Source organism: Streptomyces sp. NPDC052299 (assembly GCF_040679335.1).
Taxonomy (GTDB): domain Bacteria; phylum Actinomycetota; class Actinomycetes; order Streptomycetales; family Streptomycetaceae; genus Streptomyces.
Window position 1 is genome coordinate 155390 of record NZ_JBFAUP010000013.1, and the last position, 21588, is coordinate 176977.

Sequence of the window (21588 nt, forward strand, 5' to 3'; positions counted from 1 at the left end):
CGTATCCGGACGATACGCTGAGACCCCAGCTCAGAAAGTGTGCCGGGCACGGCAGTTGGGAAACAGCCGCAGGAGCGGTTCCTCGGTGGCGAGTGGGGGCGACAGTGGCCAGCAACGGATTCGATTTCTCACCCGGAGCGCAGATTCCGCTCCAGGGATCGGCAGGCGCAGCGGTGGCGACCAACGCCCTCGCCTCCGCCGCGTACCGCGACAGCCCGGTGGAGGAGATCCTCAAAGCCAACAGCGAGTGGCACAAGTCCGAGGTGAAGGCGGGCCGTTCCGGCTTCCTCAAGTCCGACTACTTCAAGCCCAACCTCGGCGAGGCGTTCGCCCGCGCCGTACAGGAGCGCATGCTCGGCGGCGCCCGCAAGGACCTCATCCAGTCCTTCGGCACCGACCCGCAGACCGTGGTCGAGCACTGCCTCTCCGCGAACAGCCTCCGCAAGCAACGCGACACCCGGCTCACCGCTGTCACCGTGCTGTTCGGCTTCCTGTTCCTGCCGGGCATGCTGCTGTGGATCATCGCCTTCCGGCTCCGCGACGGCTTCGCCAAGACCAAGGACAGGCTCCTCACCACCCTCGGCAACAGCCTGCTGCCCCTCGTCGGCATCGGCGTCGTCATCCTGATGATCCGACTGCCCCTGACCGGACTCCTCGCCCTCTACCTGCGCGCGATGCTCGTCGCCCCGGTCATCGGCTGGTACATCGCCAAACGGATCGCCGAGAGGTCCGCCCAGGACATGCGCGCCCGCTGGGAGGGCCTGCTCTCCGGCGGCGGCGTCACCGCCAAGATCCCCGAGTCCGTCCCGAAGAACCCCAGCGAGACCGCCCGCGAGGCCCTGCGCCAGGGCCTGGAGAAGCTCTCCGCCGAACAGCAGTCGAACTCCGTCTTCTACGCGGGCCCCAAGGGCATCCTCGGCATGGGCACCCGCTGGGGCAGCTGGCAGCTCGCCGAAGACCTCGTCCCCAAGGAACCGGGCAAGGAGATCCACCAGTTCCGCAGCTGGGACGTCATCCGCGTCATCCACGACCAGCTCAAGCTGCTGGAACGCGGCCCGCTGAACACCGGCGGATTCCCCACCCCCTCCGTCAACCACTGGATCGTCACCCCCATCGGAGAGAACGCGGACAGCGTCACCCGCCCCCAGGGCGAGGACGTCGCCACCTACCAGATCAAGCCCCACGAGATACAGCGGATCTGCAACCACCAGCAGTTCGGCGGCGGCAACCGCCACTACCTCGGCGTCCAGTTCACCCTCTGGGACGGCCAGCTCGTCATCACCATGATGATCACCGTCACCGTCCTCTACGAGACCCTGCGCATCGAGGTCACCGGACACGCCCTCGGACCCGTCCACTCCCTCTTCACCACCAAGCCCGCCGCGAAGACCCGGACCGTCAACAAGACCGTCCGGTTCTGGGAGACCCGCGACATCACCCTCGCCCTGGTCGACGCCCACGAGGTCACCCGCCTCGCCCTGCGCGCCCCCTTCACCTGGTATCCGCCGCTCCTGGACTACCTCGGCGGCAAGATCGCCCTGCCCGAGCCCTTCGGCCTCCGCCACGCCTGGGCCGAGAAGCCCTGGCGCCACCGCTTCATGGCCGACGACGCCATGCGCGCCGCCACCCCCGTCCTGCGCGTCGTCCACAACGCCGCCATCAAGGTCCTGGAGGAGCACGGCGTGGACACCGAGCGCTTCGACTCGCGCTCGTCGGTCCTCAGCGGCCTCGTGCAGGCCCCGACGCCCGGCAAGGCCGACCTCTACGACGCGTAACCACCCGCGTACGCGACGGGGCGCCCCGGAAGAAGACCGGAGCGCCCCGCACGGCGAGCAAGGAGAAGGAGACCAGGAGGGTCAAGCGGCCGGCCAGGCGTCCGCCAGCATCTTCCGCGTGTCCGCCAGCAGCTGCGGCAGCACCCGGGTGTGCCCCACCACCGGCATGAAATTGGCGTCACCGCCCCACCGGGGCACCAGATGCTGGTGCAGATGCGCGGCGATGCCCGCCCCCGCCACCGCACCCTGGTTCATCCCGATGTTGAAACCGTGCGCACCCGAGGCCGCCCGCAGCGCGGTCATCGCCCGCTTCGTGAAATCGGCGAGCTCCGCCGTCTCCGGACCGTCCAGCTCCGTGTAGTCCGCGACATGCCGGTACGGCACCACCATCAGGTGCCCGCCGTTGTACGGGTACAGATTCAGCACGGCGTACACCTTCGCACCGCGCGCGACGACGAGCCCGTCCTCGTCCGACTTCTCCGGAATCCCGCAGAACGGACAGCCGTCCCCCGCCTCCGGGCCGGTCGGCTTGTTCTCGCCCTGGATGTACGCCATCCGGTGGGGCGTCCACAGGCGCTGGAACGCGTCGGGCGTCCCCACTCCGATCTGCTGTTCCGGCTCACTCGTCATGCCGGCCAGCATATTGCTTCACCTGTGCGGAGCGTGTCGCCGGGGCCGATCCCGCACACGCACCGCGATGCTGGGCCGATGAGCGCGCGCACCCCGCCCCCTCCCGCCCTCACCCACTGGGAGCGGCGCACCGAGGTCCCGCTCCTCGCGGCCGCCCTGGTCTTCCTCGCCGGCTACGCGTTCCGCGTCCTCGCCCCGTACGACGCCCAGCCCTGGCACGACATCTCCCTCGCCCTCGTCGGCGCGACCTGGCTGCTGTTCGTCCTCGACTACGCGGTGCGCCTGCGCCTCAGCGGCCTCGGCCTCCGCTTCGTCCGCGTCCGCTGGCTCGACACCCTCGTCCTGGCCCTGCCGCTGCTGCGCCCGCTGCGCATGGTGCAGGTCTACACCGCGGTCCAGGAGAAGCGGGACCGCCCCCGCCTCGGCCTGTACGCGCGAGTGATCTCGTACGCCGGGATGACCGCCGTGCTCCTGGGCTTCTCGGCGGCCCTCAGCGTGTACCACTGGGAGCACGACGCCCCGGGCGCCTCGATCCGCACCTTCGGGGACGCGGTCTGGTGGGCGTGCGCGACGCTGACGACGGTGGGTTACGGGGATGCCGTGCCGGTGACGGCGGGGGGCCGGATCATCGCGGCGGGCCTGATGGCGTGCGGCCTGGCGCTGCTGGGGGCGGTGACGGGCGCGTTCTCGTCGTGGCTGATCCAGGTGTTCCGCAGGGAGGACGAGAAGGAGCCCCCGGCGAGCGCGTAGCTCGGCCGGGGGCTCATCCCCGCTTGCGCGGGGAGCAGGTCGTCGGCAGGTGCGGCCCACGGCACAGGTCCGGGTCACCCCCGCTCGCGCAGGGAACGCATCACACCTGAACGCGACGCTCCACCACGTCAACGAGCTTGGCGATCGCTTCGTCACGGGCGATGCCGTTCTCCTGCGACCCGTCGCGGTACCGGAACGACACCGTGCCCGCGTTCATGTCGTCGTCGCCGACGATGATCATGAACGGCACCTTGGCCTTCTGGTGGTTGCGGATCTTCTTCTGCATCCGGTCCGACGACGCGTCCACGTCGACGCGCAGGCCCTTCTTCCGGGCCTCCGCCGCGAACTCCTGGAGGTACGGGATGTGCGTGTCGCCGATCGGGATGCCGACCGCCTGGACCGGGGCCAGCCAGACCGGGAACGCACCCGCGTAGTGCTCAAGGAGCACCGCGAAGAAGCGCTCGATGGAGCCGAACAGGGCGCGGTGGATCATGACCGGGCGCTGCTTGGAGCCGTCCGGACCGGTGTACTCCAGGTCGAACCGCTCCGGCAGGTTGAAGTCGAGCTGGATGGTCGACATCTGCCAGGTCCGGCCGATGGCGTCCCGCGCCTGCACCGAGATCTTCGGGCCGTAGAACGCGGCCCCGCCCGGGTCCGGGACCAGGGGCAGGCCCTGCTTCTCGGCGACCTGGCGCAGCGTCTCGGTGGCCTCTTCCCAGGTCTCGTCGGAGCCGACGAACTTGGTCTCGTCCTTGGTGGAGAGCTCCAGGTAGAAGTCGGTGAGCCCGTAGTCACGGAGCAGGTTCAGGACGAAGGTGAGCGTCCGGTCCAGCTCCTCCGCCATCTGCTCACGGGTGCAGTAGATGTGCGCGTCGTCCTGCGTGAAGCCGCGCGAGCGGGTCAGGCCGTGCACGACGCCCGACTTCTCGTACCGGTACACCGTGCCGAACTCGAAGAGCCGCAGGGGCAGTTCACGGTACGAACGGCCGCGCGCGTCGAAGATCAGGTTGTGCATCGGGCAGTTCATCGGCTTGAGGTAGTAGTCCACCCCGTCGTCGAGCTGCATGGGCGGGTACATGCCGTCGGCGTACCAGTCCAGGTGGCCGGACTTCTCGAAGAGCTTGCCCTTGGTGGCGTGCGGCGAGTAGACGAACTCGTAGCCCTCCTCCTCGTGGCGGCGGCGCGAGTAGTCCTCCATGGCCCGGCGGATGACGCCGCCCTTGGGGTGGAAGACGGCGAGGCCGGGGCCGATCTCGTCCGGGAAGGAGAAGAGGTCCAGCTCGGCGCCCAGGCGGCGGTGGTCGCGCTTGGCGGCCTCCTCCAGGAACTCCAGGTGCGCCTTCAGCTCGTCCTTGGTCGGCCAGGCGGTGCCGTAGATGCGCTGGAGCATCGGGTTGCGCTCGCTGCCCCGCCAGTACGCGGCGGCGTTCCGCATCAGCTTGAACGCCGGGATGAACCGGGTGGTCGGCAGGTGCGGACCCCGGCAGAGGTCCCGCCAGCACAGCTCGCCGGTCTTCGGGTCGAGGTTGTCGTAGATGGTCAGCTCGCCACCGCCCACCTCGACGTCAGCGCCGTCGTCCGAGGAGGCGGAGCCCTTGATGCCGATGAGCTCCAGCTTGTACGGCTCGTCGGCCAGCTCCTCGCGGGCGGCCTCGTCCGTCACGACCCGGCGGGAGAACTTCTGGCCCCGCTTCTGGATCTCCTGCATCTTCTTCTCGATGGCCTTGAGGTCCTCGGGCGTGAACGGCTTCTCGACGTCGAAGTCGTAGTAGAAGCCGTCCTTGACCGGCGGGCCGATGCCGAGCTTGGCCTCGGGGTGCAGCTCCTGCACGGCCTGGGCCATCACGTGCGCGGTGGAGTGGCGCAGGATGTTGAGGCCGTCCTCGGAGGAGATCTCGACGGGCTCGACGGTCTCCCCGTCCTTGAGCTCGTACGCCAGGTCCTTCAGCTCGCCGCCGACGCGGGCGGCGACGACGGTGCGCTCGCCGGGGAAGAGCTCGGCTGCCGTAGTGCCCGTCGTCACCACGCGCTCTTCCCGCTCGGAATCGCGTTGGATGGTCACACGGACGTCTGACACCGGTCTCTCCTGACTCAGGGGGCGCACCGCACTCCTCTGGCGCGTGCAGAAGGAATCGTACCGAGCCGAGGGCCCCCAGTGCGAAAGGCCCTAGTCCCCCGCGCACGCCTCCTCGAAGAAGTCCACGTTCTCCTGGAGCGACTTCATCAGCCGGTCCCGCTCCTCGTCGTCCACCTGTACGGGAACGACCTGCGAGGCGCCGGTCAGCCGCCGGAAGCCGCCCCGGCTCTCCAGCCGCCCCTCCACCCGGACCGGCAGCCCGACCAGATGGGCCTGGCCCGCGATCCGGTACGCCTCCTCGTCCAGCTCGATCCGGACGTGCGGCACCTCGGCCCCGGCCAGCACCCGCAGCCGTACGATCCCGGCCCCGCGCGGCCCGGACCGCCGCAGCCGGACGACCGCCCCGGTGATCCGTACGGTGACGGCGGGCTCGTCGCGGAGGTAGCGGGCCCCGGCCCGGCGCAGCGCGGGCAGGTCGCCCGGGGTGAACTCGACGGGTTCGGGGCGGGCCGGGCAGCCGGGGGGCGTTCCGGCGGCGGGCGCCCAGTCCAGTGCGACGGCGGCGCCCTCCGAGCCCCGGACGAGGGCGACGACCGCCTCGGTGAGCTCCCGGCTGACGCCCGCCGCGACGGCGTTGTCGAAGGCTTCCATGCCGCCGGTGGCCCGCTGGTAGTCCACCGCCTCGCGGGTGGCGTGCAGGGCGTGGTGGAGCCGGACGGCGACGGGGCGGCCCGGGTCGACCGGGACGAAGGCGGTGAGGGACCGGCCGCCGGGGCCGGGGCCGGTGAGTACGGGGCCGAGGGCGGTCAGGGCGCGGCTGCGGCGGCGGGCGCCGTGGTAGCCGGCCGTGCCCCGGACCGCGAGCGCGCCCGCCAGCAGGATCTGGCGTGCGGCGCCGTGCAGTTGCTCCGCGCCGAGCCAGTCGGCGGCCCCGGCGGCGGGTTCGGGGACCTCGCGGTGCCAGCGGATCTCGTCGCTGGGGACGGCGAGGGCGACCAGGATCTCGCGGGCGGAGGGGGCGGCGCTGCGGGCGAGCGCGGTCAGGGCCTCGGCGAGCAGGTCCTCGCTGTCGGGGAAGGTCCTGGTCCGGGGCACCAGCAGGCTGGTGGTACCGCCGGGCGGGGTCCAGCGGCTGTAGGGGCCGGTGCCCGGCCCGCGCCGCCGCCAGCCGTGCCGGGCGAGCAGGGCGCCGAGGACGGCGGGGTCGACACGGGCGGGGTCGGGCAGGCCCCAGGGGGGCGGGGCGGCCTCGCCGTGGACGTGTACGGGCTCGTGCATCAGGGTCTCCCTCCCGCCCCGACGCGGGTCATGATCTCGCAGAGCGCCCGGTCGTCGAAGACGCGCGAGGTCAGGAGCCGCACGGTGGTCCGGTGGCGACCGGTCACGGGGTGGCCGGCCAGGTTGGTCCAGTAACAGCAGTGCCGCAGGTCGAGGCTGTCGGGGCCGGCCCGCAGCCAGTCGTCCTGGCTGCGCGGCACGAGCATCACGACCAGGATCTTGTGCACCGACACGGGCGTCCTGGCGAGCTTCACCAGGTGGGCGTTGTCCAGCGTGAAGGCGAAGGTCCGGCCGGGCGGCCGGGGCGGTATCTGGTAGGTGCACTTCAGCTGGACCTTGACGGTCACCTCGTCGTCCACGAGATGGCCGGGGGAACCGTGGCTGACGTGCCAGTCGATGCCGTTGTCGGGGAAGGGCTGCGACAGCGAGCAGCCCGCCGCCGCGGCGACGGCGTGGAGGTAGCCCACCTGGAGGGTCTCCATGCAGGCGGTGGTGGCGAGTCCGCCGCGCAGCGGTGCGGTCCGCTGGGGCAGCAGCCCGCTCGGTTCGGGCTGCGCGAGCGCCATGGCTCCGTAAGCCTTCCGGGCCGTACCGATGGGGATGAGAGGTGCCGGGCGGTCAACTTCCGCTGCCGGTACTTGTGTTGTCACCGCACGGGACCGTGCGCAAACGGCGTATCAGGCAAAGGGTGCGGGTATCACCGCACCGGGCAGAGGAATCCCGCCATCTGCCGTGCGCGCGCGAGGAGTTCGGGGATGACTCATTGGTACGAGGGGCCACTGGCCGCTTTCGACACGGAGACGACGGGTGTGGACGTCGAGGAGGACCGGATCGTCTCGGCCGCCCTGGTGATCCAGGACCGGTCGGACGGCCCGGTGCGCGTCACCCGCTGGCTGGTGAATCCGGGGGTGCCGGTCCCCCCGGGGGCGACGGAGATCCACGGGCTGACCGACGACCACCTCCAGCGCAATGGCCGCTGGCCGGCGCCGGCGGTGGAGGAGATGGCGCGGGCGCTGGCCGAGCAGTGCGCGGCGGGGCGGCCGCTCGTCGTGATGAACGCGCCGTTCGATCTGACGCTGCTGGACCGGGAGTTGAAGCGGCACCGGGCGTCGTCGCTGGGGGCCTATCTGGAGCGGTCGCCGCTGTGCGTGCTGGACCCCCGGGTGCTGGACAAGCACCTGGACCGCTACCGCAAGGGCCGGCGCACGCTCACGGACCTCTGCGAGCTGTACGGCGTGCTGCTGGACGGGGCGCACGACGCGGCGGCGGACGCGGCGGCCTCGCTGGAGCTGGTCCGGGCGGTGGGGCGGCGCTTCTCGGCGCGGCTCGAACGGCTGACCCCGGCGGAGCTGCACACGCTCCAGGCGGTGTGGCACGCCGCCCAGGCACGGGGGCTCCAGGCGTGGTTCGCGCGGAGCGGGACGCCGGAGACGGTGGATCCGGCCTGGCCGCTGCGCCCGGAGCTGCGCACGGCGGCGTGAGCCCGGGCGGCCGAGAGGGGTCCGGACATGCGGAGGCCGGTCCGTCGATGACGCTGACGGACCGGCCTCTCCGGGGTGGGCGATACTGGGTTCGAACCAGTGACCTCTTCGGTGTGAACGAAGCGCTCTCCCACTGAGCTAATCGCCCGGGAACGGGTTGAACCATACAGGGCAGGACCGCCACGGTTCAAACCGCTTCCAGCCGGGCCGCGAGTCCGCGCCGCCCGGCCCGCATCATCAGGGCGTGGTTGGCGCGGAAGACCGGCCGGCAGGGCACCGCGAGGACCCGCAGCAGCCTCCGGCGCACCTCGACCTCCTGCTCGTAGACGACGCGGGTGCAGGAGCCGTGGGGGACGACCGTCCACCGCACCCAGCCGTCGAGATCGCCGCCGAGCGCGGCTTCGAGGACGCCGCGCGCCGGGTCGCGGAGGCGTTCGCGCACGGTCGTGACGAGGTCGTACGGGAGGAGGGAGCGGATGCGGGTGGTGCCCGTGTCGCGGCCGGACCGGGTGGCCTCGCGGACCTGCGGCCACCACCGCGGATAGTCCTCGACGCGTTCGAGCTCGGCATAGACGGCGTCGGGCGGCGCCCGGAACTCCCACACGCTGACGAATCGGTAGTGGTTCCAGTTCATTTACCCAGGATGCGCGTACTCAGGCGGCCATCTGAGTACGCGGACGCATGTTCGGCCACGTGGCGCGCAGCACACTCGCGTCCATGGAACATGTGCCGCCGCCCGCCGAGGAATTGGCGCTCCTCGATCGTGAACTGGCCCGGCTGGACGCCCGCCGGGCCCAGCTGCTGACCCGCCGCGCCTGGCTGCTGCGGGCGCTGGAAGCCCCCGGACCCACCGCCCCCTGGGGGCCGCCCCGGGGGCCGGTCGCGCCCTGGGGCCCGGGGCCCGGGGGGTTCGCCCCGGCGCGTCCGGCTCCCGAACGCAGCGTGCAGAACGTGCTGCTGGTCCTCGGCGGGCTGCTCCTCGCGGTCGCGGCCCTCGCGTTCACCCTGGTCAGCTGGGGAGACATGGGCATCGGCGGGCGCAGCGCGGTGCTGACCGCGGTGACGGCCGGGGCGCTGGCCGCTCCGGCGACGCTGCTGCGCCGGGGCCTGGCGGCGACGGCGGAGGCGCTGGTGGCGGTGGCGTCGGTGCTGATGGTGCTGGACGCGTACGCGGTGTACGCGGTGGCGGTGCCGGACGCGGACGGCGCGGCGTACGCGGGGACGGCGGCGGCGGTGCTCGCCCTGCTGTGGACGGCCTACGGGCTGCTCCTGGGCGGGCTGCGGCTGCCGCTGCCGCTGGCGGTCGTCTCCGCGCAGCTGCCGCTGGTGTTGTGGGTGTGGGCTGCGGACGGAGGGCCGCTGTGGTTCTCGGGGGCCCTGCTGGTGACGGCCGCACTGGACGGCGCGGTGGCGCTGAGGGCCGGGCGGGCGTCGGTGCGGGTCGTGGCGTGCGTCGCCCTGTGCGCGACGGGCGGGGCCGGGCTGCTGGTGGCGCTGGTGGAGTCGCTGACGGCGGCCGGGCCCGTCGGTGCGGTGGCTCCGGGAGCGCTGCTGCTGGCCGGTGCGGTGCTCGCCCTGGCGGGGGCGCGCAGCGCTCCGGTCGCGCTCGCGACGGCGGGCGGTGTGGCGGCTGGTCTCGCGGCCGTGGCGGCGGTGGGCGGGGTGCTCGCGGCCGCGGTGCCGGAAGGCTGGCCGGTGGTGGCGTACCTGCTGGGTGCCGGGGCACTGCTGTTCTCCGTACGTGCTCCGCTGGGCGTCGCGGTGGTCCGGGGGCTCGCCTGGTCGTCGGCGGTCGTGGCGGCCGGCGCGGTGCTGGTGTCGCTGGTGCCGGTGACGGTGGTGGCGGCGGGCCCGGTGACGCGGCTGGGCGCGGTGTGGTCCGGTGCGCCGCGCGGCGGGGCCCGGGGTGCGGTGGGTGCGAGGGACCTGCCGTGGGACGGGATGGCGTCCGCCCCGGTGGTGCTGCTGCTGGTGGCCGTGGCGCTCGGCGCCGTGTGCCGCTGGTGGGAGGGGCTGCTCCGGTGGGCCGGGCAGATGCCGGCGCCCGGGCCCGCGTGGCGGGGTGCGGCGGGGTCGGCGGCGGTGGCGCTGGGCTGGGCGGGGCTGATGGTGCTTCCGGCCGCGCTGGACCTGTCCTTCGCGGCGGCCCTCGCGGGGCAGCTGGTCCTGGCCGTGGCGGCGTTCGGCCTGGTGGTGGCCGGGCTGCGGGCCGGGGCGGGGGGTGTGGCGGTGACCGCGGGTGCGGTCGGGGTGGCCGGTGCGGTGGGCGCCGGGCTGCTGTCGCTGGCGGCCGAGTCGGCCACGTACACGGCGTTCGGTCTGCTGGTGGCGGTGTTCGTGGCGCTCTCGGTGGCCCTGGACCGGCAGGAGGGCGCCTCGCCGGTGGTGGTGTCGGCGGCGGCCTGTGCGGCGGTGGTGTGCGCCGTGGTGCCGGTGGCCGCGCTGGGGTCCTCGCTGGGCTTCGCGGTGTACGAGGCGGCCGTGCCGGTGCTGGTGGTGCCGGCGGTGACGGTGCTGGTGGGGGCGCGGCTGAAGGGCCACCCGGTGGCGGTGCCGGTCGAGGTGACCGGCGCGGCAGCGGCTGCGGTGGCGGTCGCCATGGCGGTGGGCGACGCGCGGTTCCTGGCGCTGGTGCTGGCGGTGTGCGGGGTGCTCGCGGCGGGGACCGCGCTGCGTCCGGAACGGCGTCCGTTCGCGGGGTACCTGGCGACGGTGCTGTTCGTGGCGGCGGCGTGGGTGCGGCTCGCGGTGTCGGGGGTGTCGGCCCCGGAGGCGTACACCCTGCCGGTGACCGTCCCGGCGCTGGTGGTCGGGGTGCTGCGCCGGCGCCGCGATCCGTCGGCCTCGTCGTGGGCGGCGTACGGGGCGGGGCTGGCGGTGACGCTGGTTCCGTCGCTGGGCGCGGCCTGGACGGACCCGGACTGGACGCGCCCGCTGCTGCTGGGCGTGGCGGCCCTGGGGGTCACGCTGGCGGGGGCGCGACTGCGGCTCCAGGCACTGCTGGTGCTGGGCGGCGCGGTGCTGGCGCTGGACGCGCTGCACGAGCTGGCGCCGTACGTGGTGCAGGTGGCGGGGGCGCTGCCGCGGTGGGTGGCGCCGGCACTGGCCGGGGCGCTGCTGCTGGCGGTGGGGGCGACGTACGAGAAGCGGCTGCGGGACGCCCGGCGGCTGAAGGAGGCGCTGGGGCGGATGCGGTGAGGTGAGTGCGGGAACGCCGAAGGCCCGGAAGCTCTTGGAGCTTCCGGGCCTTCGGTCCGGGTGGGCGATACTGGGTTCGAACCAGTGACCTCTTCGGTGTGAACGAAGCGCTCTCCCACTGAGCTAATCGCCCGGGCGCACGGCAAACATTACCCCATGTCAGCGGCGCCCCATGACCACCTCGGGGTCACTCGTGGATCTTCCACGGCATGACGATCCCGAACTTCCACACGTAGATCCCGACGAGGGCCGCGACGATCACGAGTCCCGTCACCGTGAGGATGATGTTGCGCCGGCGGACCTTGGGGTCGAGCGCCCGCTGGGCGGCCTCGGTGACCTTGCGCCGGGTCCAGCGCAGCACCAGCTGGGCCCAGACGAACTCGGTCGCCCAGATCGCCATGCCGCCGAAGATCACCAGCCAGCCGGGGCCGGGCAGCGGCAGCATGATGATGCCGGCCACCACGACGGCGAGGCCGACGACGAAGACGCCGACCTGCCAGCTGATGTGCAGTGCCCGGGACGCCTTGATGAAGCCGGGCGCTCTGGAGCCGAGCGCCGGATCCTCCTTGGTCACTCCCGGTATGACGTCCCCCGTCGCGTCGCGGGGCGCTTCCCCCGCGGCGGGAGCCGGTGTCCGCGCCGCGGCGCCACCGTCCCGCTCGTCACTCTCCGCATTCATGTATCCAACCTACCGGACCGGCTCGCGTTCACTGGAATGGCCGCATGACGCAAAGTTACACACCGCTGTACGAGCTACCCGAAGCATCTCAAAACGGTCAGAGGGGTTTACAACGCCACCGTAGGTGGCATGTCGATTTCGCCGACGTGCGAATCCCCGAGCGCACACTGAGCGAAAGGCCCTGGCGCTTATGAACACCACGGTCAGCTGCGAGCTGCACCTGCGCCTCGTTGTGTCGAGCGAGTCCTCACTGCCTGTACCCGCGGGCCTGCGGTATGACACGGCCGATCCGTATGCCGTGCACGCCACCTTCCACACCGGAGCGGAGGAGACGGTCGAGTGGGTTTTCGCCCGCGACCTCCTTGCCGAGGGGCTGCACAGGCCCACCGGCACCGGAGACGTACGTGTCTGGCCATCCCGTAGTCACGGTCAGGGCGTCGTCTGCATCGCGCTGAGCTCCCCAGAGGGCGAAGCACTGCTCGAGGCCCCGGCACGGGCCCTGGAGTCGTTCCTGAAGCGGACCGACGCCGCGGTTCCACCGGGCACCGAACACCGTCACTTCGACCTCGATACGGAGCTCTCACACATCCTGGCCGAGAGCTGAGCCAGGCCGAGAGCTGCACGACGCCGTCCGACTCGGGGAGACGGCGTCGCGCGGACAACCTCATACGGCTGACACCGGCGCCGGTGCCGCGGATCCACCGCGGTGACCGGCGCCGGTCCGCGTCGCGGCCGAGCCAGTAGAGTCGTCCGGCATCGGCGGGCGCCCGCACGCCGGAGGCCAGGGAGCGAAAGCGTGCTGATCCCCCACGACACCCGGATCGCCCTCGACCTAGTGGTCGATCTGGTGAACACCGCGCCGGACAGCGAGCCGGAAGGGGGCGGGGCGCCGGCCGACGGGCTCGCCGACGTCGCGGCACTCCACGCGTTCGCCGCGCGCCACCGCGTGAGCGGGATCGGCGTGCTCGACGAGCGGGACCTGAGGGCCGTGCACGACGTGCGCGCCCGGTTCGCCGAGGTCTTCGCCGCCGGGGACGCGCACACCGCCGCCGGGCTGGTCAACGCCCTGGTGGCCGAGGCGGGCACCACACCGCAGCTCACCGCCCACGACGGCTACGACTGGCATGTGCACTACTTCTCGCCGGACGCCTCACTCGCCGACCATCTGGCGGCCGACTGCGGCATGGCCCTCGCCTTCATCATCGTGGCGGGCGAGACGGAGCGGCTGCGGCGGTGCGAGGCGCCGGACTGCCGGAACGCCTTCGTGGACCTCTCGCGCAACCGCTCCCGCCGCTACTGCTCCAGCCGCACCTGCGGTAACCGCCTGCACGTGGCCGCGTACCGGGCACGCCGCCGGGAAGCGGCCGGCTGACGGCTCACAGCAGGAAGAGATCGTGCAACGCGGCCATCAGCAGCAGGGTGCCGATGACCGAGAGGAAGATCATCAGAGGGGGCTGGGAAAGCGCGAAGAGGCAGCCGCGCGGCTCTTCGCCAGGGGGTGCGGGGGCGTCGCCCCGAGAGGTGTCCACCATTTCGGGACGATCATGACGCAGTCCGGGGGGTGCTCCGTACCAACATGCCTCTTCATGACGGGAGTTCACCCGTCATGGGGGGCTCGTTAATCGCTCCGGCGTGCGATGGTCCAGCACATTTCCCAACCCCGCTCCCGCTTTTCCAGCCCGTCGGCTCAGCGCAGCTCGCGCAGCCTCCGCAGCTGGACCTGGCGCTGGACGCCGGTGCCGCCCTCGTGACCGTTCCAGGGGTAGATCTCGATCTCCTTGGGTCCGGCCCAGCGGTTGTAGGCGGCGAAGACCGTGGAGGGCGGGCAGATCGCGTCCATCAGGGCGACCGAGTAGAGCGCGGGTACGGTCGCGCGGGCGGCGAAGCTCACGCCGTCGAAGTACGAGAGGGTGCGGAACACCTGGGCTTCCGCGCCGTGCCGGGTGGCGAGGAAGCGGACGATCTCCTGGTACGGGTCCTCGTCGGTGATCTCGACGGCCCGCCGGAAGTGCGTCAGGAACGGCACGTCCACGAACGCGGCCTTCACGTGCGGGCTGAGGGCCGCCACGGCCTGGGAGATGCCGCCGCCCTGGCTCGCGCCGTTCACGACGATGCGGGCGGGGTCGACGGCCGGGTGGCTGCGGGCGACCTCGACGGCGCGCACCGCGTCCGTGAAGACCCGGCGGTAGTAGTACGTCTCCGGGTCGAGGATGCCGTTGGTCATGAAGCCGGGCGCCTGCGGATTGGCGGCGCCGTACGGGTCCGGGGTGGCGCCCGCCGAATGGTGGTTGACCGCGCCCTGGCCCCGGGTGTCCACGATCAGCGCGGCCCAGCCGGCCGAGGGCCACACCAGGTGGTCGTGGGGCAGCCCGCGCCCGCCGCTGTAGCCGAGGTAGTGCACGACGGTCGGCAGGGGGCCCTCGGCGCCCGCGGGGACGTTCAGCCAGGCGCGTATCCGGTGCCCGCCCCAGCCGGCGAACGAGACGTCGTACGAGTCGACGGCGGCCAGCGCTCCGTCGTAGGGCGCGAACTCGGCGTCCAGCGGGTGGGCCGCGGCCTCGTCCAGGGTGAGCCGCCAGAAGGCGTCGAAGTCCTCCGGCTCCTCGGGATCGGGCCGGTAGCCACGCAGCTGGTCCAGGGGCAGGTCGAACAGGGCCATCGCTTCTCCGTTTCGGGCACGCGGAGGGGGCGGCGTCCGCCGCACAGTCCACGCGTCCCGCCCCCGGTGTCATGGGCTCCGAACGCATGGGTTCACAGCCCAGCGGGACGCTATGCGGACCCGCCGGGCAGGGTCAAGGAATTCCCGGACGCCCCGGGCGAAACGATTCAGCTGGTGAGACGGCGAGGGCCCCGCCGCGTGGTGCGGCGGGGCCCGTGGGCCGGAGCGGCTTCCGGTGTCAGATGCCGTGCTTCTTCAGGATGGCCTCGATGTCGCTGAAGTCCTCGCCGGTCCCGGCCGAGGCGGACTGCTTGCCCTGCCTGCCCCGCGCACGCGTGGCTTCCGGCGGGGAACCCGCGCCGAGCGAGGGGGCCGAAGCGCCCGGCTCGACGGCCTCGCCCCGGGCTGCCCGGGCGGCGGCCCGGCGCTCCTTGCGGCTGCCGCCGCCCCGGCGTTCGACCGCGCGCGTGACCATGAACAGCAGCCAGGCCACGCCCAGCAGGCCGAAGCCCAGCCAGACGCTCGGCTTGAAGGGGACGTCCGCCACCCACTTCACGACCCCCGTCAGCACCAGGCCGACCGGCACCAGCGAGTAGGCGGCGATCCTCGTCGCAGTGAGGAACCGCTTGCGGTACGCGGTGACGGCCGCGATGCCCAGGCCCGCCGCGGACACCGCGGAACAAATGGTCTCGGCAAGCATCGGTGCCTCCTGGCGCAGGGGGATACGTCCCTTCCATCCTGCACCGGCCACCGCACGGGCGGCCATGCCCCGGGTCCGTATCAGGGAGATCTCAGGGCCGGGCTCCTCCCCAGGTGCCGGGCGGCCGCCCTGCCGTGCACCCTGCGAGACTGGCCCCATGAGCGATTCCACCCCCGCCGCACCGGTCGTCCTCGACGTCTGGTGCGAGCTCCAGTGCCCCGACTGCCACCACGCCCTCGCCGATGTGCACGCCCTGCGGGCCCGGTACGGCGACCGGCTGGAGATCCGGCTGCGGCACTTCCCCCTGGAGAAGCACAAGCACGCCTACGCCGCCGCGCAGGCCGCCGAGGAGGCCGTGGCCCAGGGCAGCGGCTGGCCGTACGTCGAGGCGGTGCTCGCGCGCACCGGAGACCTCGGGGACCGGGGCGAGAAGCTGCTGGTCGAGGTCGCCGGGGAGCTGGGCCTGGACGCGGAGGAGTTCGACACCGCGCTCATCGACGGCCGGCACATGCTGATCGTGGACGCGGACCAGGCCGAGGGCAAGGCCATCGGCGTGACCGGCACGCCGACGTACGTGATCGCCGGGGAGCGCCTGGACGGGGGCAGGAGCCAGGACGGGTTGCGCGAGCGGATCGAGGAGATCGCCGACCGGCTCCTGGCCGGGCAGAGCTGAACGGTCGGGCGCCCCTACAGCGTTTTGACCAGGTTGTACTGGGTGGGCACGTAACCGAGCGATTCGTAGAGCCGCAGGGCCGGGGTGTTGGCCGTGACGACGTGCAGCCCGATCCGTGTCTCGCCCGCCGCCAGCGCGATCCGCTCGGCCTGGAGCATCAGGGCCCGCCCGTAACCGCGGCCACGGTACGCCTGTGCCACCTCCACGTCGAACACGTAGCCGATGCGCATGCCGGGGTGCATCTCGAACGGCGCCTCCCAGACGTGGCCGACCACCTCGCCCCCGTGGCGCAGGTGGTCCAGCCGCGCCCCCTCGGTGGCGAGGCCGTCCGGGAGGTGGCGGGCGTGGGAGGCGCGGGCCGCGGCCGGCGCCGCCTCGCGCGGGACGCCCCGGCTGACCAGGCTCTCCGTGTACGCGGCGATGGCCTCGCGCTCCCAGGCGGCGAACTCCTCGGGCGTCATCGGGTCCGCGGTGAGCCCGTCGGGAAGGGCCGGGGGCTCGTCGGGCAGCGTCTTGACCATGTTGCGGCTGCGCTCCGTGTAGCCGAGCGCGGCGGCCAGTCGCTGCCCCGCGGTGTCCCCGGCGGCCACCTCCGTACACACCTGGGAGCAGCCCCAGCCGCGCAGGATCTCCTCGGAGGCCAGCGCGGCGATGGTGCCCCGGCCGCGCCTGCGGACGGCCTCGTCGATCCGCAGGGCCCTGATCAGGCCCGTCGCGCCGCCCGCGCCCGGTTCCACGGCGAGCGCGACGGAGCCGACGGGGCGCCCGTTGTCGCACACGTCGTACGCGCGCCGCTGTGCGCCGTCGGCGCCTGACTGGATCGGCCCGGCCGGCCGCAGTGTCGTCGTCATCAGGTGGTTTCTATCCCCTGCGCGGCTGTCCGTCACCCGCATTTACGCGGCCGGGCCGGTGACCGGTCACGGGTCGAGGTCGTCGGCCGCGCGCTCCTCGAAGATCCGCATCGCCTTGGCGGTCACCGGTCCCGGTGTGCCCGGCAGCTCCCGGCCGTCGACCCGGTGGACGGCCTGCACGTCACGGAGGGTGGAGGTCAGGAAGACCTCGTCGGCCCGGTCCAGGACGTCGAACGGCAGGTCGGTCTCCTGCGCGCCGGTCCACTCCACGGTGAGCGCCCGGGTGATGCCGGCCAGGCAGCCGGAGGCGACGGGCGGGGTGTGGAGCTGCCCGTCCAGGACGACGAAGACATTGGACCCGGTGCCCTCGCAGAGCCGCCCGGCGGTGTTGGCGAACAGCGCCTCGGACGCGCCCCGCTCGTGGGCGCGGGCCAGGGCGACGACGTTCTCCGCGTACGAGGTGGTCTTGAGGCCGGTGAGCGCGCCCCGCTCGTTGCGGGTCCAGGGCACGGTGACGACGGCCGTGGTGTCGGGGCGGCGGCTCACCTCGCCGAGGGCGACGACGAGGCCGGGGCCCGCGTCACCCCGGTCGGAGCCGAGGGGCGAGATGCCGCCGGTGTACGTGATCCGCAGGCGGCCCAGTCCGACCGGGTTGGCCTCCACGACGGCGGCGCAGGCGCGGCGCACCTCGTCCAGGTCGGGGGCGGGGAGGCCGAGGCCCCGGGCGGAGCGGGTCAGGCGGTCGAGGTGGCGGGTGAGGGCGAAGGGGCGGCCGTGGGTGACCCGGAGCGTCTCGAAGACGCCGTCGCCGACGGTGAGCCCGTGGTCGAGCACGGACACCCGGGCGTCGTCGGCGGGGCGCAGCTCGCCGTTGACCCAGATCCTCATGGTGCGGTCCTTCCGGTTGCGTCGTATGCGCCCGACGCTACAGCGAGCAGCCTGGACGCCTTGAGTTCGGTCTCGTCCCATTCGCGTTCCGGATCGGAGCCCCAGGTGATGCCGGCCCCGGTGCCGAAGCGCAGCAGGGGTGCGGGCCCGGTGCGGTCGGTCCAGAAGGTCCTGATGCCGACGGCGAGCGAGGCGGTCCTCCGGTCGGCGTCCACCCAGCCGATGCCACCGCAGTACGGGCCGCGCGGGGCGGTCTCCAGTTCGCCGATGATCCGCAGCGCGCTGGACTTGGGGGCGCCGGTGACCGAGCCGGGCGGGAAGGCTGCGGCGAGGATCTCGGGCCAGCCGACGCCCTCGGCGAGGCGGCCGCGCACGGTGGAGACGAGGTGGACGAGGCCGGGGTGCTTCTCGACGGCGCAGAGGTCGGGGACGGTGACCGATCCGGTGGCGCAGACCCGGCCCAGGTCGTTGCGGACCAGATCCACGATCATCACGTTCTCGGCGTGGTCCTTCTCCAGCAGGTCGGCCTCGGTGCGGCCGGTGCCCTTGATGGGTCCGGACTCGATCGTGCGGCCGTCCCTGCGCAGGAAGAGCTCGGGCGACGCGGTGGCGATCTCGACGCCGTACGCGGGGAGCCGAATCGTTCCTGCGTACGGGGCGGGGTTGCCGCGCGCCAGCAGCGCCGTGAGGGCGTCCACGTCGGCCGGGCCCGGGCCGGGCAGGGGCGCGGTCAGCACGCGGCAGAGGTTGGCCTGGTAGACCTCGCCGGTCGCGATGTACGCCCGGATGCGCCGTACGCCTTCGGTGTACGCGGCCCGGTCGAGCGAGGAGGTCCAGTCCCCGGCGCCCGGGCCGCGCCAGGCGCCGGGGACCGGGGCGGGCACGGGCGCGGGGCGCACGGTGTCGAAGCGGGCGCAGGTCAGGGAGGATTCGAAGCCCGCGCAGACGGCCCAGAAGCCGGACGAGTCGAGGGCTGCGGGATCGCTGGTCACATCCCGCAGACCGGAGGCGACGAGGCCGCCGAAGCGGGCCATGGGAGCGAGGTCGTGCACGTTCGCGAGTGTAGGACGGCGCAGGTCGGCCCGCGCCGGGGCGAGTGCACCTCAGCACGCTGCACAAACGCGTTTTTGTACTGGCCCGGGAATCCGCTAGAGTTCAACACGTCGCCGGGACGCGCAAGCGGACCGGGAAAGACAAGCGGACGTAGCTCAGTTGGTAGAGCGCAACCTTGCCAAGGTTGAGGTCGCCAGTTCGAACCTGGTCGTCCGCTCGCAGAAGGCGGGGGATTCTTCCCGGACTCCCGCCCCTGGTGGAGTGGCCGAGAGGCGAGGCAACGGCCTGCAAAGCCGTCTACACGGGTTCAAATCCCGTCTCCACCTCCAAGGACGATTAGCTCAGCGGGAGAGCGCTTCCCTGACACGGAAGAGGTCACTGGTTCAATCCCAGTATCGTCCACTGGTCCGCAAGGATCACCGGTCCGCAAGGATCACCCGCGCGATTAGCTCAGCGGGAGAGCGCTTCCCTGACACGGAAGAGGTCACTGGTTCAATCCCAGTATCGCGCACGCAGTACACGCAGGTTCACCTGCGCGATTAGCTCAGCGGGAGAGCGCTTCCCTGACACGGAAGAGGTCACTGGTTCAATCCCAGTATCGCGCACTGTCACGAAGCCCCGGTCGTCTCGGCGACCGGGGCTTCGTCGTGCCCGGTCAGGAGGAGAAGAGCATCCGGCCGAAGCTCTTCTGCCGGTAGTGACCGTGGTGGCCGCCGTGGTGCGGGGCACCCCAGGCGGGCGCGGGGGCGGAGGGGTACGCCTGCGGCGGGGCGGCCGGCGGCGGGGCCTGCTGGGCCCACTGGGACTCGATGCGGGTCAGCGTCTCCAGCTCGCCGTAGTCCAGGAATATCCCCCGGCAGCCGCTGCACTGCTCGATCTGGATGCCGTTGCGGTTGTACGTGTGCATCTGCGCGTGGCACTTGGGACACTGCATGTTCGGGCTCACTCCTCGCCGTCGGTTCGCCGTCGCCGGAATGCGTGCCCGCCGACGGTCGGTCCACCCTACGACGTGGCTGCGGCCGCCAACTCGGGCGGGAGCGAGGCAATTCGGGCACAGGCGTCGATCATCACCTGTTCCACCTCATCCGGAGTCCTGCCCTCCGCAGCCGACTTGGCCCAGGCGAGGGCGGCGGTCTGTACGGTCAGCGCGCGGGCCGGCACGTCCAGGGCGGGCCAGGGGTCGCCGTCGGCGGGCACGGCGGGGCCGCCGCCCGCCCGGTAGGCGTCCAGGAAGCGGAGCCAGACGTCCGGCGGGAGCAGCCCGGCCGCGTACCAGGCGGCGGGGCGCGCGAGGTCCCAGGCGGGGTCGCCGAGGCCGGCGTCGTCCACGTCGATGAGCAGCCAGGCGCCGTGCGGGGCGGGGTGGCGTACGAGCTGGCCCAGGTGGAGGTCGCCGTGGCAGAGGTACGCCCCCCGGCCCGCCGGAGGCGGTGCCTCGCCCCGCGCCCAGCCGGGCAGCCCGGCCCAGGCGGCGAGCACGGGCCCGGTGGCCGGGTCGCCGGGGCGGGCGGTGCGCATCCGGGCGACGGCGAGCGCGGCTTTCACGGGCCCGCGCATGGCGGGGAGCGGCCGCCGGGCCCCGGTCCGGTGCAGCCGGGCCAGGAGCGCGCCGGCCTCCTCCCAGGGCGCCGCGTCCGGGTCGCCGGGGTCGACGGGCTCGCCGTGCGGCCAGAGGGTGACGGGGCGGCCGTGCAGCTCGGTGAGCCGGCCGCCGTGCGCCATGGGCAGGGGCGCCAGCAGGATGCCTTCCCGCCCCGCCTCGGCCGCCAGGCGCAGCCGCGCGGCCAGGGCCGCCGTGTCCGTGTCGGCGGCGTGCGCCTTGGCGACGACGGGGCCGCTGCGGACGACGATCCCGTCGTCGCGTTCGGCGAGCACGGACGGGCGCGGGCAGGAACAGTCACCGGGGGCGTGGACGGCCCCGTGGGCGAGGTCCCCCAGCGCGCGGACGAGTGCGGTGGTCACGGTCTCCCCCGGTGGCGCGGAACGGCTGGGGCGGTCGTGCCCCCGGCAGAGCGTACGCGGAGGGAGGGCGCCGGTGCCCGGTCGTGGCGGGCGACGGCTCCGTGGGTCGGGCGCACCCGTCGCGGGGCGTACGCGGGCGAAGGCAACCGGTCCCGGACAGCGCGATGTCCGGTCAGCTCCCCAGCTGACCGGACAAACGCTGCCGTCCGCCGCACCCCCGTCCCCACGGGGTTGTTGGCCGGATGTCCCGGTCCGGACCGCTCTTCCGGACCCGGGGCGCCGCTCAGCGCCCCAGCATCACGCCCACGGACGACGCCTGTGTGACCACTGCTTCCCAGCCGCCGAAGACGACGACGAGCAGGGCCGCCAGGGGAAGGACCATGGCCGTCGCCACCAGCGGGTGGCGTCGGCCGGACTCGGCGTACGAGCCGCGTGTCCGCGTGCGGACCACCGTCCGTGCCGCCGTGTCAGCCATGGTTCCTCTCCTGACCTGATGTGGGGCGGCGGGCGTTTGACCTCGGGGGACGAGTGCGACGCCCGCCGCTTGGACTCAACATTAGGGATCCGGGGGACGGGCGGCGTCATGCCCGCGTACCGAATCCCGGGCCTCCCGGAGGATGAGCCGTGCTCGCCCGGCGTACTCCCCTGGGTGGAGACCGGGCTACGCGGCGTTGGGGTCTTCCCGGAGGGGGTGTTCGGAGGTGTCCTCCCTGGGCACCGGCTGTTCGACCAGGGCGAGGACCCTGGTCGCCATGAAGCGGGCCGTGCGCACCACGGACCCGTTCCTGGTGACTTCACTCACTTCGACCACGCCCCGGCGGACGGCGGTCTCCACCCGGCGGCCTGCCCGGGAGGCCACCACCTCGTAGGTCCGGGTGCTGTCCCCGGCGTCCACCACTATCTCGACTCGATCGCCCTTCACTGACCCAATCCC

At 72.9% G+C, this 21588-nt stretch carries 23 protein-coding genes and 7 tRNA genes; 12 read left to right on the top strand and 18 right to left on the bottom strand.

Annotated elements, in window-relative coordinates; genetic code table 11:
• The first annotated feature begins 104 nt into the window (after positions 1-104).
• Positions 105-1775 carry a hypothetical protein gene (locus AB0L33_RS22755; protein ID WP_365684174.1) on the top strand — a complete coding sequence of 557 codons (1671 nt, stop codon included), beginning with the start codon at positions 105-107 and terminating at the stop codon, positions 1773-1775.
• An 81-nt stretch (positions 1776-1856) separates the two neighbouring features.
• On the opposite strand, the gene AB0L33_RS22760 is transcribed toward AB0L33_RS22755, so the two are convergent.
• Positions 1857-2417, bottom strand: a complete 561-nt coding sequence (locus tag AB0L33_RS22760; protein ID WP_365684176.1) for an HIT domain-containing protein — start codon at positions 2415-2417, stop codon at positions 1857-1859.
• A gap of 66 nt (positions 2418-2483) precedes the next feature.
• Between AB0L33_RS22760 and AB0L33_RS22765 the strand changes: the two genes are divergently transcribed.
• Positions 2484-3155 carry a potassium channel family protein gene (locus AB0L33_RS22765; RefSeq protein WP_365684177.1) on the top strand — a complete coding sequence of 224 codons (672 nt, stop codon included), beginning with the start codon at positions 2484-2486 and terminating at the stop codon, positions 3153-3155.
• A gap of 100 nt (positions 3156-3255) precedes the next feature.
• Here the strand turns inward: AB0L33_RS22765 and thrS are convergent, their stop codons facing one another.
• From thrS to AB0L33_RS22780, 3 genes are all read right to left on the bottom strand, one after another.
• On the bottom strand, positions 3256-5232 hold the full coding sequence (gene thrS / locus AB0L33_RS22770) for a threonine--tRNA ligase (protein WP_365684179.1): 1977 nt from the start codon (positions 5230-5232) through the stop codon (positions 3256-3258).
• Positions 5233-5322: 90 nt separating this feature from the next.
• Positions 5323-6510, bottom strand: coding sequence for a hypothetical protein (locus tag AB0L33_RS22775; RefSeq protein ID WP_365684181.1), 1188 nt, complete (start codon positions 6508-6510; stop codon positions 5323-5325).
• Complete coding sequence (locus AB0L33_RS22780; protein WP_365684183.1) at positions 6510-7076, bottom strand: DUF4365 domain-containing protein; 567 nt, start codon at positions 7074-7076, stop codon at positions 6510-6512. Before AB0L33_RS22780 ends, AB0L33_RS22775 begins: the two co-directional genes overlap by 1 nt.
• Positions 7077-7265: 189 nt before the next feature.
• Here AB0L33_RS22780 and AB0L33_RS22785 point away from each other — a divergent pair, with 189 nt between their 5' ends.
• A complete protein-coding gene (locus AB0L33_RS22785) occupies positions 7266-7991 on the top strand; it encodes a 3'-5' exonuclease (RefSeq protein WP_161210470.1) in 726 nt (241 codons plus the stop codon).
• 76 nt (positions 7992-8067) lie between these two features.
• Here AB0L33_RS22785 and AB0L33_RS22790 read toward each other — a convergent pair.
• A tRNA-Val gene (locus tag AB0L33_RS22790) sits at positions 8068-8139 on the bottom strand.
• Between the two features lie 39 nt (positions 8140-8178).
• The gene (locus AB0L33_RS22795) at positions 8179-8625 is read right to left on the bottom strand and encodes an SRPBCC family protein (protein WP_365684185.1); all 447 of its coding nucleotides are present in this window, start codon (positions 8623-8625) and stop codon (positions 8179-8181) included.
• Positions 8626-8708: 83 nt separating this feature from the next.
• On the opposite strand from AB0L33_RS22795, the gene AB0L33_RS22800 reads away from it, so the two are divergent.
• Entirely contained in the window at positions 8709-11189 is a 2481-nt protein-coding gene (locus AB0L33_RS22800) for a hypothetical protein (RefSeq protein ID WP_365684187.1), read from the top strand.
• A gap of 61 nt (positions 11190-11250) precedes the next feature.
• Here AB0L33_RS22800 and AB0L33_RS22805 read toward each other — a convergent pair.
• Both AB0L33_RS22805 and AB0L33_RS22810 read right to left on the bottom strand, forming a co-directional pair.
• Positions 11251-11322 (bottom strand) — tRNA-Val (locus AB0L33_RS22805).
• 54 nt (positions 11323-11376) lie between these two features.
• Positions 11377-11868, bottom strand: a complete 492-nt coding sequence (locus AB0L33_RS22810; protein WP_365684189.1) for a TIGR02611 family protein — start codon at positions 11866-11868, stop codon at positions 11377-11379.
• Positions 11869-12058: 190 nt separating this feature from the next.
• Between AB0L33_RS22810 and AB0L33_RS22815 the strand changes: the two genes are divergently transcribed.
• Both AB0L33_RS22815 and AB0L33_RS22820 read left to right on the top strand, forming a co-directional pair.
• Entirely contained in the window at positions 12059-12472 is a 414-nt protein-coding gene (locus AB0L33_RS22815; protein WP_003959770.1) for an SsgA family sporulation/cell division regulator, read from the top strand.
• A gap of 192 nt (positions 12473-12664) precedes the next feature.
• Positions 12665-13240 carry a CGNR zinc finger domain-containing protein gene (locus AB0L33_RS22820; RefSeq protein ID WP_365684191.1) on the top strand — a complete coding sequence of 192 codons (576 nt, stop codon included), beginning with the start codon at positions 12665-12667 and terminating at the stop codon, positions 13238-13240.
• 4 nt (positions 13241-13244) lie between these two features.
• Here the strand turns inward: AB0L33_RS22820 and AB0L33_RS22825 are convergent, their stop codons facing one another.
• The 3 genes from AB0L33_RS22825 to AB0L33_RS22835 all read right to left on the bottom strand — a co-directional run bounded on the left by AB0L33_RS22825 (position 13245) and on the right by AB0L33_RS22835 (position 15227).
• The gene (locus AB0L33_RS22825) at positions 13245-13400 is read right to left on the bottom strand and encodes a hypothetical protein (protein WP_199879161.1); all 156 of its coding nucleotides are present in this window, start codon (positions 13398-13400) and stop codon (positions 13245-13247) included.
• A 155-nt stretch (positions 13401-13555) separates the two neighbouring features.
• Positions 13556-14527 (bottom strand): acetylxylan esterase, encoded by a 972-nt coding sequence (locus AB0L33_RS22830; RefSeq protein WP_365684193.1) that lies wholly within the window; start codon positions 14525-14527, stop codon positions 13556-13558.
• Between the two features lie 238 nt (positions 14528-14765).
• Positions 14766-15227 (bottom strand): hypothetical protein, encoded by a 462-nt coding sequence (locus AB0L33_RS22835; RefSeq protein WP_365684195.1) that lies wholly within the window; start codon positions 15225-15227, stop codon positions 14766-14768.
• Positions 15228-15384: 157 nt separating this feature from the next.
• Between AB0L33_RS22835 and AB0L33_RS22840 the strand changes: the two genes are divergently transcribed.
• Positions 15385-15900: a DsbA family protein gene (locus AB0L33_RS22840; protein WP_365684197.1), complete on the top strand. Its 516-nt coding sequence runs from the start codon at positions 15385-15387 to the stop codon at positions 15898-15900.
• A 14-nt stretch (positions 15901-15914) separates the two neighbouring features.
• Here AB0L33_RS22840 and AB0L33_RS22845 read toward each other — a convergent pair whose 3' ends face one another.
• From AB0L33_RS22845 to AB0L33_RS22855, 3 genes are all read right to left on the bottom strand, one after another.
• Positions 15915-16751, bottom strand: coding sequence for a GNAT family N-acetyltransferase (locus tag AB0L33_RS22845; RefSeq protein WP_365684199.1), 837 nt, complete (start codon positions 16749-16751; stop codon positions 15915-15917).
• Positions 16752-16817: 66 nt separating this feature from the next.
• Positions 16818-17639, bottom strand: a complete 822-nt coding sequence (locus AB0L33_RS22850) for an aminodeoxychorismate lyase (protein WP_365684201.1) — start codon at positions 17637-17639, stop codon at positions 16818-16820.
• Complete coding sequence (locus AB0L33_RS22855; protein ID WP_365684328.1) at positions 17636-18673, bottom strand: chorismate-binding protein; 1038 nt, start codon at positions 18671-18673, stop codon at positions 17636-17638. Before AB0L33_RS22855 ends, AB0L33_RS22850 begins: the two co-directional genes overlap by 4 nt.
• A 163-nt stretch (positions 18674-18836) precedes the next feature.
• Between AB0L33_RS22855 and AB0L33_RS22860 the strand changes: the two genes are divergently transcribed.
• The 5 genes from AB0L33_RS22860 to AB0L33_RS22880 all read left to right on the top strand — a co-directional run bounded on the left by AB0L33_RS22860 (position 18837) and on the right by AB0L33_RS22880 (position 19297).
• Positions 18837-18909 (top strand) — tRNA-Gly (locus AB0L33_RS22860).
• Between the two features lie 38 nt (positions 18910-18947).
• Positions 18948-19021, top strand: a tRNA-Cys gene (locus tag AB0L33_RS22865).
• 1 nt (position 19022) lies between these two features.
• A tRNA-Val gene (locus AB0L33_RS22870) sits at positions 19023-19094 on the top strand.
• Between the two features lie 37 nt (positions 19095-19131).
• A tRNA-Val gene (locus tag AB0L33_RS22875) sits at positions 19132-19203 on the top strand.
• Positions 19204-19225: 22 nt separating this feature from the next.
• Positions 19226-19297: transfer RNA gene (locus AB0L33_RS22880), tRNA-Val, on the top strand.
• Between the two features lie 50 nt (positions 19298-19347).
• On the opposite strand, the gene AB0L33_RS22885 is transcribed toward AB0L33_RS22880, so the two are convergent.
• From AB0L33_RS22885 to AB0L33_RS22900, 4 genes are all read right to left on the bottom strand, one after another.
• Positions 19348-19626 carry a zf-TFIIB domain-containing protein gene (locus AB0L33_RS22885; protein WP_365684203.1) on the bottom strand — a complete coding sequence of 93 codons (279 nt, stop codon included), beginning with the start codon at positions 19624-19626 and terminating at the stop codon, positions 19348-19350.
• 68 nt (positions 19627-19694) lie between these two features.
• Positions 19695-20654 (bottom strand): aminoglycoside phosphotransferase family protein, encoded by a 960-nt coding sequence (locus AB0L33_RS22890; protein WP_365684205.1) that lies wholly within the window; start codon positions 20652-20654, stop codon positions 19695-19697.
• A 283-nt stretch (positions 20655-20937) separates the two neighbouring features.
• The gene (locus AB0L33_RS22895; protein ID WP_365684207.1) at positions 20938-21129 is read right to left on the bottom strand and encodes a hypothetical protein; all 192 of its coding nucleotides are present in this window, start codon (positions 21127-21129) and stop codon (positions 20938-20940) included.
• Between the two features lie 186 nt (positions 21130-21315).
• Complete coding sequence (locus tag AB0L33_RS22900; RefSeq protein ID WP_365684209.1) at positions 21316-21576, bottom strand: hypothetical protein; 261 nt, start codon at positions 21574-21576, stop codon at positions 21316-21318.
• Positions 21577-21588 lie beyond the last annotated feature (12 nt).

Excerpts from the sequence above, each read along its gene's own strand:
- AB0L33_RS22760 (WP_365684176.1), bottom strand. The coding sequence starts at position 2,417 with ATGCTGGCCGGCATGACGAGTGAGCCGGAACAGCAGATCGGAGTGGGG.
- AB0L33_RS22765 (WP_365684177.1), top strand. The coding sequence starts at position 2,484 with ATGAGCGCGCGCACCCCGCCCCCTCCCGCCCTCACCCACTGGGAGCGG.
- AB0L33_RS22775 (WP_365684181.1), bottom strand. The coding sequence starts at position 6,510 with ATGCACGAGCCCGTACACGTCCACGGCGAGGCCGCCCCGCCCCCCTGG.
- AB0L33_RS22780 (WP_365684183.1), bottom strand. The coding sequence starts at position 7,076 with ATGGCGCTCGCGCAGCCCGAACCGAGCGGGCTGCTGCCCCAGCGGACC.
- AB0L33_RS22785 (WP_161210470.1), top strand. The coding sequence starts at position 7,266 with ATGACTCATTGGTACGAGGGGCCACTGGCCGCTTTCGACACGGAGACG.
- AB0L33_RS22795 (WP_365684185.1), bottom strand. The coding sequence starts at position 8,625 with ATGAACTGGAACCACTACCGATTCGTCAGCGTGTGGGAGTTCCGGGCG.
- AB0L33_RS22800 (WP_365684187.1), top strand. The coding sequence starts at position 8,709 with ATGGAACATGTGCCGCCGCCCGCCGAGGAATTGGCGCTCCTCGATCGT.
- AB0L33_RS22810 (WP_365684189.1), bottom strand. The coding sequence starts at position 11,868 with ATGAATGCGGAGAGTGACGAGCGGGACGGTGGCGCCGCGGCGCGGACA.
- AB0L33_RS22815 (WP_003959770.1), top strand. The coding sequence starts at position 12,059 with ATGAACACCACGGTCAGCTGCGAGCTGCACCTGCGCCTCGTTGTGTCG.
- AB0L33_RS22825 (WP_199879161.1), bottom strand. The coding sequence starts at position 13,400 with ATGGTGGACACCTCTCGGGGCGACGCCCCCGCACCCCCTGGCGAAGAG.
- AB0L33_RS22830 (WP_365684193.1), bottom strand. The coding sequence starts at position 14,527 with ATGGCCCTGTTCGACCTGCCCCTGGACCAGCTGCGTGGCTACCGGCCC.
- AB0L33_RS22835 (WP_365684195.1), bottom strand. The coding sequence starts at position 15,227 with ATGCTTGCCGAGACCATTTGTTCCGCGGTGTCCGCGGCGGGCCTGGGC.
- AB0L33_RS22840 (WP_365684197.1), top strand. The coding sequence starts at position 15,385 with ATGAGCGATTCCACCCCCGCCGCACCGGTCGTCCTCGACGTCTGGTGC.
- AB0L33_RS22845 (WP_365684199.1), bottom strand. The coding sequence starts at position 16,751 with ATGACGACGACACTGCGGCCGGCCGGGCCGATCCAGTCAGGCGCCGAC.
- AB0L33_RS22850 (WP_365684201.1), bottom strand. The coding sequence starts at position 17,639 with ATGAGGATCTGGGTCAACGGCGAGCTGCGCCCCGCCGACGACGCCCGG.
- AB0L33_RS22855 (WP_365684328.1), bottom strand. The coding sequence starts at position 18,673 with ATGGCCCGCTTCGGCGGCCTCGTCGCCTCCGGTCTGCGGGATGTGACC.
- AB0L33_RS22885 (WP_365684203.1), bottom strand. The coding sequence starts at position 19,626 with ATGCAGTGTCCCAAGTGCCACGCGCAGATGCACACGTACAACCGCAAC.
- AB0L33_RS22895 (WP_365684207.1), bottom strand. The coding sequence starts at position 21,129 with ATGGCTGACACGGCGGCACGGACGGTGGTCCGCACGCGGACACGCGGC.